General features: G+C 45.3%; 10 protein-coding genes. 1 reads left to right on the top strand and 9 read right to left on the bottom strand.

All coding sequences use genetic code 11. The annotated features are described in order from the left end of the window. Nucleotides 1-31: 31 nt before the first annotated feature. From groL to J7M13_04305, 6 genes are all read right to left on the bottom strand, one after another. Entirely contained in the window at nt 32-1,645 is a 1,614-nt protein-coding gene (gene groL / locus J7M13_04280; protein MCD6363198.1) for a chaperonin GroEL, read from the bottom strand. Nucleotides 1,646-1,659: 14 nt separating this feature from the next. Next, a complete protein-coding gene (gene groES, locus J7M13_04285) occupies nt 1,660-1,950 on the bottom strand; it encodes a co-chaperone GroES (GenBank protein ID MCD6363199.1) in 291 nt (96 codons plus the stop codon). A gap of 141 nt (nt 1,951-2,091) precedes the next feature. Then, a complete protein-coding gene (gene tsaD / locus J7M13_04290) occupies nt 2,092-3,111 on the bottom strand; it encodes a tRNA (adenosine(37)-N6)-threonylcarbamoyltransferase complex transferase subunit TsaD (GenBank protein MCD6363200.1) in 1,020 nt (339 codons plus the stop codon). After that, nucleotides 3,108-3,497, bottom strand: a complete 390-nt coding sequence (locus tag J7M13_04295; GenBank protein MCD6363201.1) for a response regulator transcription factor — start codon at nt 3,495-3,497, stop codon at nt 3,108-3,110. Before J7M13_04295 ends, tsaD begins: the two co-directional genes overlap by 4 nt. After that, nucleotides 3,463-4,071 (bottom strand): response regulator transcription factor, encoded by a 609-nt coding sequence (locus tag J7M13_04300; GenBank protein MCD6363202.1) that lies wholly within the window; start codon nt 4,069-4,071, stop codon nt 3,463-3,465. Before J7M13_04300 ends, J7M13_04295 begins: the two co-directional genes overlap by 35 nt. Beyond that, nucleotides 4,046-5,227, bottom strand: coding sequence for a histidine kinase (locus J7M13_04305; GenBank protein MCD6363203.1), 1,182 nt, complete (start codon nt 5,225-5,227; stop codon nt 4,046-4,048). The genes J7M13_04300 and J7M13_04305 overlap by 26 nt, the downstream gene beginning before the upstream one ends. Before the next feature lie 73 nt (nt 5,228-5,300). On the opposite strand from J7M13_04305, the gene J7M13_04310 reads away from it, so the two are divergent. After that, nucleotides 5,301-5,597 (top strand): 30S ribosomal protein S20, encoded by a 297-nt coding sequence (locus tag J7M13_04310; GenBank protein MCD6363204.1) that lies wholly within the window; start codon nt 5,301-5,303, stop codon nt 5,595-5,597. Here the strand turns inward: J7M13_04310 and holA are convergent. The 3 genes from holA to J7M13_04325 all read right to left on the bottom strand — a co-directional run. After that, nucleotides 5,557-6,504: a DNA polymerase III subunit delta gene (holA, locus tag J7M13_04315; protein MCD6363205.1), complete on the bottom strand. Its 948-nt coding sequence runs from the start codon at nt 6,502-6,504 to the stop codon at nt 5,557-5,559. The two genes, J7M13_04310 and holA, sit on opposite strands and share 41 nt — an antisense overlap. Then, on the bottom strand, nt 6,501-8,978 hold the full coding sequence (locus J7M13_04320; GenBank protein MCD6363206.1) for a leucine--tRNA ligase: 2,478 nt from the start codon (nt 8,976-8,978) through the stop codon (nt 6,501-6,503). The genes holA and J7M13_04320 overlap by 4 nt, the downstream gene beginning before the upstream one ends. Nucleotides 8,979-9,048: 70 nt before the next feature. After that, the coding region (locus J7M13_04325) for a zinc-binding dehydrogenase (GenBank protein ID MCD6363207.1) at nt 9,049-9,541 on the bottom strand (493 nt) is incomplete at its 5' end.

A 9,541-nucleotide genomic window follows, 5' to 3' on the forward strand; every position in this document is an offset into this window, starting at 1 on the left:
GAAAATTTCCTCCCCCTTTTTATCTATTTCACTAATCCATTGGAGGCATCTCAGGCGTCTTCTTCTCCTTCTCCGGCTTCTCCGCGACCAAGGATTCTGTCGTAATGATCATGCTCGCTATACTCGCAGCGTTCTGAAGGGCAGATCTCACAACCTTCGCAGGATCAACTATTCCCGCAGACATCATGTCCTCAAGCTCTCCGGTAAGAGCGTTAAACCCAGTTCCTTTATCAGCCTCTTTAACCTTCTCGACGATAACGGATCCATCCACACCAGCATTTTCAGCTATCTGGCGGAGCGGATACTCAAGCGCCTTCCTGACGATCATGGCACCGGTCTTCTCATCGCCGTTTAAGGTCTCTATCATCTTCTCAAGCTCCGGTATAGTGTTGAGGTAAGCAACTCCACCACCCGGAACAATTCCTTCCTCAACAGCCGCCTTGGTAGCAGAAAGAGCATCCTCTATCTTGTATTTCCTTGCCTTAAGCTCTGTCTCCGTCGGAGCACCAACCTGTATGACCGCAACGCCACCGAGAATCTTAGCGAGCCTTTCCCTCAGTTTCTCCTTATCATACTCGCTTGTAGCCTGCTCAAGCTCCGTCCTTATCTGAGCGGCACGCTTCTTTATAGCCTCAGGATCACCATATCCTCCTATGATGGTGGTATCCTCCTTCGTAACCTTGACCTTCTTCGCCCTTCCAAGCATATCAAGCGTAACGTTCTCCAGCTTGATACCAAGTTCCTCGGATACAACCTGCCCTCCCGTAACGATAGCTATATCCTGAAGCATAGCCTTTCTCCTCTCACCGAAGCCCGGAGCCTTAACCGCAACGCTCTGAAGAGTTCCACGCAACTTATTAACTATCAGCGTAGCAAGAGCCTCACCCTCAACATCCTCCGCTATCACAAGGAAGGGCTTACCCGTTTGAACAACCTTCTCAAGAATCGGCAAGAAGTCCCTTATATTGGAGATCTTGTTTCCACAGATGAGAATGTAAGGCTCCTCAAGAACCGCCTCCATTCTCTCCGGATCAGTAATCATATACGGAGAAAGATATCCCTTATCGAACTGAAGCCCCTCAACCATCTCGAGCGTTGTTCCTATGGTCTGGGACTCCTCAACCGTGATAACCCCCTCATGACCTACCTTCTCCATCGCTTCCGCGATAAGCTTTCCTATCTCCTCATTGTTAGCCGAAATAGCGGCAACCTGCGCTATTTTCTCCTTATCCTTGACCTCAACCGCCATCTTCTTTATTTCTTCAACCACCTTATCAACCGCTTTCTCAATACCCTTGCGCAGAAATACAGGATTAGCGCCCGCGGCCACGTTTTTAAGGCCCTCACGGACCATTGCCTGTGCTAGTACAGTAGCGGTGGTGGTTCCATCTCCAGCAACATCGTTGGTCTTGCTTGCAACTTCCCTCACAAGCTGAGCTCCCATGTTCTCAAACGGATCCTCAACCTCTATCTCCTTAGCTATCGTAACCCCATCGTTCGTGATCGTAGGAGATCCAAACTTCTTCTCCAAAACGACATTTCTACCCCTCGGACCAAGCGTAACCCTCACGGTATCGGCAACTTTATTAACGCCTCTCTCAAGAGCCCTGCGTGCTTCTTCATCAAATATGATCATCTTTGCCATAACGCTTCACCTCCTTACGACTCAACGATAGCAAGAATATCTCTCTCACTTAAGATAAGATATTCCTCACCCTCTATCTTAACCTCGGTACCCGCATACTTGGAGAATATAACCTTGTCTCCAACTTTTACCTCCAAAGGAACCTTCTGGCCATTATCGAGAACCCTGCCGGTACCTACGGCAAGAACTTCTCCCTCCTGTGGCTTCTCCTTAGCGGTATCAGGAAGCACTATTCCACTTTTGGTTCTCTCTTCCTTCTCAACGACCTTTACAACTACCCTGTCTCCAAGTGGACGAAGCTTCATCGTCTCATCCCCCCTTCCTCGTTATTAGCACTCTATAAGAGTGAGTGCTAATCACACCGGTTAAATAATACGCACCCTTCAGGAAGGTAGCAACGGCGAATAAAAGCGCTTAATCAGGCTTATACCACATTGCCTAAGAATTCAGGTTGATTTCTTGTAAAATCTTAAAAAATCTTCTCCTATCTCTAAATCAGGATGAGCGGTTATGCTAAAGGGAGCAATTCTTCCTCTTTTAAGCTCAAAGTACCCAGCTGAAGCAACCATAACAGCGTTATCTGTGCATAAGCGAGGAGAAGGATAGAAAATCTCAAAGCCCTCTTTCTTGAGCTCAGTCAGCCTACTTCTGAGAAAGCTATTTGCAACCACTCCTCCTGCGAGAACCAGCTTTCTTATCCCCTTAGATAGAGACGCCCTTTTAAGCTTATCTATAAGAATATCAACAACCCTTCTTTGGAAGCTCGCCGCAACATCCTCGAGCTTAACCTGATCTTTGTTTCTCTCCCAGAAGAGCTTTACCGCCGTCTTTATACCACTAAAGCTGAAATCGAAACCCTCTCTTAAAGGATAGGGGAAGTCAATCGCATAAGGATTCCCCTTCTTCGAAACCTTATCTATAGCAGGTCCCCCCGGATACGGCAATCCCAAGACCCTCGCTACCTTATCAAAAGCCTCTCCAGCAGCATCATCTCTGGTAGATCCGAGAAGCTCATAAGAACCATGGTCCTTGAAAACAAAAAGCTCCGTATGCCCTCCTGAAACGAGAAGACATATAAATGGAGGAGAAAGAGATGGATATTCAACGAAGGTCGCATACACATGTGCCTCGAGATGATTTACTCCTATGAGAGGTTTTTCCCAAAGCCACGCAAGCGTTTTAGCGAAAACTATTCCTACAAGCAGAGAGCCCATAAGCCCCGGACCTACCGTAACCGCTACTCCTCCTACCTTCTCGAGAGAAAAATCCCCAAGTATATCATCAAGAATATAGAGGATAGTCTCCAAATGCTTCCGAGATGCTATTTCCGGAACGACTCCCCCATAAGGAGCGTGGTCCTTTACCTGAGACAAAACCACGCTCCTTATAACTTTCTTTCCAGTTTCAACAAGTGCCACAGAGGTTTCATCACAGGACGTTTCTATACCCAATATTACCTCACTCATTCCTTCCTCTCTCTCCTTTGAACAACCTCCCTGATCGTCTCTATAAGTCGTGAGCTTGAAAATGGCTTAACGAGGAACTCTTCGACCCCCATTTCTTCTAAAGCACGCTCATACTCCTCATCCCCCTGAATGGAGATAGCAACTATCGCGATATCAGGATCCTCTTGAAGCAACCTCTTAGAAACGCTGATACCATCAACATTCGGCATGTTTATATCCATTAAAACTACATCAGGTTTAAGCTCCCTCACCATCTTAAGGGCCTCCTCTCCATCAGATGCCTCCCCAACCACCTCCAAATCACTCGCGAATGACAGCATAACTTTTAAGCTTTTTCTTGTCTCCTCCATATCATCCGCTATCACTACCCTTATCTTCTTCTCCAAATTTAATTCCCTCCTTCAAAACCAGAATAACCGCCTGTGTTCTATCCCTCACGCCCAGCTTCTGCAATATATTAGACACATAGTTTCTTATGGTTTTCTCCTTAAGATTAAGCTCCCGTGCTATTTCTTTATTATTCTTTCCCTTAGCCATAAGCGAAAGGACCTCCCTCTCCCTAGGCGTGAGTGCGGATAGACGCCGCCTCCTACTGGGGTGTCCGCAAGCCTTCTCTATAGCCTTTATTAGCTCAGAAGCACCCACCCCCTTAACGACATAAGCGCACACCCCAGCACGCATAGCCTCCCTTTTGTAAGCCTCCTCATCATGCATTGTAAGAGCTATTATCTTGACACCTGGCTTCATTTTCTTTATCTCTTTTATAGTCTTTATGCCTCCAAGACCAGGCATCGATATATCCATGAGAATTAAATCAACATCTATATTCTTACAAAGCCTTATAGCTTCTTCACCGGTGGAAGCCTCTGCAACTATTTCTACCCCTTCCTCAACCTCAAAAAGCCTCCTTAAGCCCTCCCTGAAAAGGAGGTGGTCATCCACGAGCATAATTCTTATCAAGACTCCCACCACCTTGTGGAATTCTTACCATAATTTTAGTCCCCCTACCCTGCCCGGAAACTATTTTAAGAGTGCCCCCGAGAGCTCTGGCTCTTTCCTCCATGCTGAAAATCCCAAGAGAGCCTTTCTCTATACTTTTCTTTTTAGCCTCCTCAATATCGAATCCTACACCGTCATCCTCTATTAGAACGCTGACGAAATCCTTCCTTATCTCCAGAAGAAGTTTAACTTTGGAAGCGCAAGCATGCTTATGAATGTTGCTTAAAGCTTCTTGAACTATCCTGAAGATGGCAACCTCAACGCCTTTATTATCTACATCACCTGCCTCTCCAAGAACCTTAAATTCGACATCTATTCCCGAAAGTTTCTTCCACTCCTCAATATATCTATTTAACGCCGAAACCAAGCCAAGGTCTTCCAGAAGCATGGGACGAAGATCAGTTATAAACCTTCTGACATCAGATAGATTGGCCTGTAATATCTCTTTAAGACCAGATATTTCTTTTCTAACCCTTCCAAGGTCTCCCATTTCTAAAAAGCGCTCGCAGATATCAAGCCTGAATATAGCGTTAGCAAGATATTGCGCAGGCCCATCGTGAATCTCCCGAGCGAGTCTTTTTCTCTCCTTCTCCAAAGCCTGAACTACCATAGGAGCAAGCTCTGCTCTGCCCTTAAGCTCAAGAATCTCCCTCTGCACCTTCTCAATATTTCCGCTTAGCAAATCCATAGCAACCTTAAGTCGCTTAGCAAGCTCATCGACTTTTCCCACAAGCCTTTCAAGCTCCCTGATCCTTCTATCTACCTCATCTCTTTCCCTCCTTAAGCTTCTTTCCCTTTCCCTAAGCTTAAAAAGATTAAGCTGCTTCTTCTCAGCGGTGCCATAAGCCTCCTTTATATCCTGCTCAGAATACTTAGAAAAGTCAGCACTCACCTTAGCAAGCCATTTTCTCGCAACCTCGAAGCTCTTCTCAGCCTCATCAACTTCCCCTATGATTTTCTCTATCTCAGATGCAAGCTTTTCTCTTCTTAAATACAGGCTCTGAAGCTCCCTACGAGCCTCCTCACCTATCGAGTGAACTTCGCTATGGGCATCTTTGAGAGCTCCGAGTATCTTGTCCTGAATTTCAGAAAGAAGCTTTAATAGATCTTCTTTCACCGCTTACCCCCTTTTAAAAGAAAAAATTCTATGATAGAATTAAGAGCGTTCTGAAAAAGGAGGTGAAAAGATCTTGCCGAATACGCGGTCCGCTGCCAAAAAGCTTAGGGTCTCTGAGAGAAACAGAATTTATAACAGATTTTGGAAAAGCAGAGTGAAAACCGAAATAAAAAAGGTTCTTGCTGCTATTGAAGCTAAGGATCTTGAGCTCGCTGAAAAGCTCTTCAGGCAAGCCACATCTATAATAGACAAGGCAGTTAGGAAGGGCGTTCTCCATCGCAACAACGGCGCGAGAAAGAAATCTCGCCTTGCGCGGAAGATTAATCAGCTTAAAGCCCTCCTCCAGGCGCAGAATTCTCCCTCTTCTTAAAGAGCGGAGTCATAGCCCAGAGAATCAAAGAGTAAGGATTCCTATTCCCTCTCTTTAAGAGATCATCCACCGTAGCAAGACGCTTATAAGACAAAGAAAGGGATCGAGGGGCGTAAGAAAGCGCCCCCTTTTTTATTCTCTTTCCAAAAAACGGATGGAACTCTTTTAGAATCTCTCCCTCGAGTTGGGGGTCTAAGGACAGAAAAAGCATTAGTCTAATATATTTGGACAACATAGATATAACCTTTGCAGGTGGCTCCTTAAGAATAAAAGCTCTTTCCAAAGCTTTTATGAACTTAAAGCCATCCCCATTCAGAACCGAATCAAGAAGCTCAAACGGCGACCCTTCAAGAAAGGTCGATGAAACATCGTGGACGTCCTCAACGGTTATCTCCTCTCTCTCCCCAACATAAAGCACAAGCTTCTCTATCTCCGTATCCATAACCTCAAGATCCGAGGAGAACCTCTCCGCAAGAAGCTGGATAACATCACCACTTGCTTTTTTCCCCCAGCGCCTGATTTCCTCTTCTATCCAGCGTATTAATCCCTTACCTGTGGGTTTCCTAAGCTCCGCTAAGAGTTTTCGCGCCTTAATAGCATCGAAGACCTTTCCCGATGGCAAGCTCTCATCAGAAAGGAGAAAAAACACTCCTGGATTAGGAGCAGAAAGATAATTCAGGAAAAGATCCTCACCTCCATTATCTATCTTACCAGCGTTTTTAACAACTATGAGCCTGCGAGGAGAAAAAAGAGAAAAAGACTTTCCCTCCTCATAAAGATCTTTCCAGGAGAGCTCTTCCCCCCTAAGAATGGACATCTCATCGAGCCCCTTAGCGTTTCTCTCTATCCATCTTTCAAGTAGAGCATCATCTTTACAAACAAGGAAAAATACCGGTTTAAGCTTCATTCGACCACTATGCTTACTAATTTCCTCGGAACAACAACAACCTTTTTAACCTTCCTATCACCTATTCTCTTCATAACTATATCACTCTCCAGAATTAACCTTTTCACCTCTTCCTCGCTCATATCCACAGGCACTCTAACGCTACCTCTAACCTTCCCATTTATCTGCACAACTATATTAAGCTCCTCCTCCTTAAGAGCTTCGGGATCCACCGAAAGCCAAGGATGATAGGCCAATATCTCGTCATGCCCAAGTCTCTGCCACAGCTCTTCACATATATGGGGAGTAAAGGGGTAAAGCATGACTATCAAAGCCTCTACTCCTTCTTTAAAGACGCGAAGCTCCTCCTCGTTGGATGGATTAAGATCTCCAAGATCATTAGAAAGCTCCATAAGTGCGCTTATAGCGGTGTTAAAGTGAAATCTGTCCTTTATATCATTTGTAACCTTCTCAATGGTTTTATGAATCTTTCTCTTAACCTGCCTTCCTCTCTTCGAGGAAATCTTCGATATGGGCAAGGGCTCAGAAGGAAGTTTCCTGAGCTCCTCTATCCTCGCATTTATTAGCTTCCAAACCCTGTTTAAAAACCTATGACAGCCCTCCACACCCTGATCGCTCCACTCAAGGTCCTTTTCAGGAGGCGAGGCGAAAAGTATAAAGAGCCTCGCAGTATCAGCTCCAAACCTTTTCATTATCTCATCGGGATCAACGACATTACCGAGCGACTTTGACATCTTCGCTCCATCCTTTATGACCATTCCTTGAGTAAGCAACCTCTTAAAAGGCTCTCTAACCTTAAGTAGCCCCTGATCGGCTAGGAACTTCGTAAAAAACCTCGAATAGAGAAGATGAAGTATGGCATGTTCTATGCCCCCTATATATTGATCCACCGCCATCCAGTAATCAACATCCTCCTTCTCAAAAGGAGCTTTATCCGTCCAAGGACTGGTAAATCTCAAGAAATACCATGAGGAACACATAAAGGTATCCATAGTGTCGGTCTCTCTCCTCGCAGGACCTCCACACTTAGGGCATTTAGTATTCAAAAACTCCTCATGATATGGAAGCGGAGACCCTCCTCCCTCAAGCAAGTTAACATTAAGGGGAAGCACGACCGGAAGTTCTTCATCGGGAACGGGAACGATTCCACATTCATCACAGTAAACAACCGGTATAGGGGCTCCCCAATACCTCTGCCTTGAGATCAACCAATCCCTGAGCTTATAATTAACTTTCTTTCCGCCGAGTCCCTTTTCCTTAAGCCACTCTGCCATTTTTTCTATTCCTTCTCTATTCGGCAAGCCAGACCAGGGACCCGAGTTAACCATAACTCCATCTCCCTCATACGCTTCCTCAATCTCTTCAGGGAGATCCTCACCAACCGGTTTTATAACTACTTTTATGGGTAAGTTATATTGCCTGGCAAACTCAAAGTCCCTCTGATCGTGCGCTGGAACGCCCATTATAGCACCGGTTCCATATTCCATAAGTATGTAATCTGCTACCCAAACGGGAACTTTCTCACCATTGAACGGATTCTTAGCGTAAAATCCCGTGAATATGCCTTTCTTCTCTCTTCCAGCTGCGCTACGCTCAACCTCGCTCTCACGCAGGACATCATCGACAAACGCCCTTATCTCATCTCCTTTAGGTGAAAGTTTAACGAGCTCATCAACTATGGGATGCTCAGGAGCAAGCGCCACAAAGGTCGCTCCATAAATCGTGTCTATCCTTGTTGTGAATATAGGTATCTTTATACCATGTTCCTCTATCTCGAAAAAGGTCTCAACCCCCCAGCTTTTGCCTATCCAATTTCTTTGCATGGTTTTAACTCGCTCGGGCCAGCCGTCAAGCTCATCAAGCGATTGAAGAAGCTCTTCAGCGTAAGCCGTGATTTTCAAAAACCACTGACTGAGCTTCTTTTTTTGAACGAGAGAGCCACATCTCCAGCACCGCCCACTCTCAACCTGCTCATTAGCCAGAACGGTTCTACAACTCGGACACCAGTTAACGGGAGCCTCCTTCTTATAAGCAAGCCCGTTTTTAAAGAAGAGAAGGAAAAGCCACTGAGTCCACTTGTAATAATCGGGAGAGCAGGTCGCTACTTCTCTGTCCCAGTCATAGCTCACTCCCATCTCTTTGAGCTGCTTCCTCATATGTCTAATGTTTCTCCAAGTCCACTCACTCGGATGAACCCCAGACTTTATAGCAGCGTTTTCAGCAGGCAGACCAAAAGCATCCCATCCCATGGGATGAAGCACATTATACCCGTTCATCCTTAAAAATCGAGCGACGACATCCCCTATGGCATAATTTCTCAAGTGGCCCATATGAAGCGTGCCCGATGGATATGGAAACATTTCAAGAACATAATATTTCTTCCGAGAGGGATCTCGCTCACACTTAAAGACCTTATTCTCATCCCAATATTTCTGCCACTTAGCTTCTATCGTTCTGAAATCGTATGTATCCATTTACGAACAACCTCCTCATAAAGGCTTTACAGCGAAAAACCCGAAATTGATTTTATCACAAAAAGCCATATCAGCAAGAGAGTATTACTTTCAGCTTCCCCCGTGCCTCCTTAAAAGCCCTTTCCGCATCTTCAAGGGAATATATCCCCTCCACCATATCTTTAACTTCCAACCCCTCACTTAAGAACCTTATAGCCACCGGAAAAGGACCACATCTTGACCCAACAACCCTGATCTCCTTGATCACCACCGGCGAAAGATTCAAGGTAAAATCACCGTGAAACGTGCTTTTTAAAACTATAACTCCCCGGGGCTTAGCTATTTTCGAAGCAATTTCAAAACCCTTCTCATTCCCCGTAGCCTCAATCACAATATCGAAGACGCTATCCTCCCTAAAATTCTCAGACAACAGATACTCAGAAACTTCCGGAACGATTTTCCTTCTTTCAGGATGATGCCCTAAAACGCAAGGAGAATATCCACAGAAAGTCAGCACCTTTGTTATAAGAAGGCCAAGCTTGCCATCCCCTACAACGCAGACATTATGGGTTAGCTTTATATGA

Source organism: Synergistota bacterium, assembly GCA_021159885.1.
Taxonomy (GTDB): Bacteria; Synergistota; GBS-1; order GBS-1; family GBS-1; genus AUK310.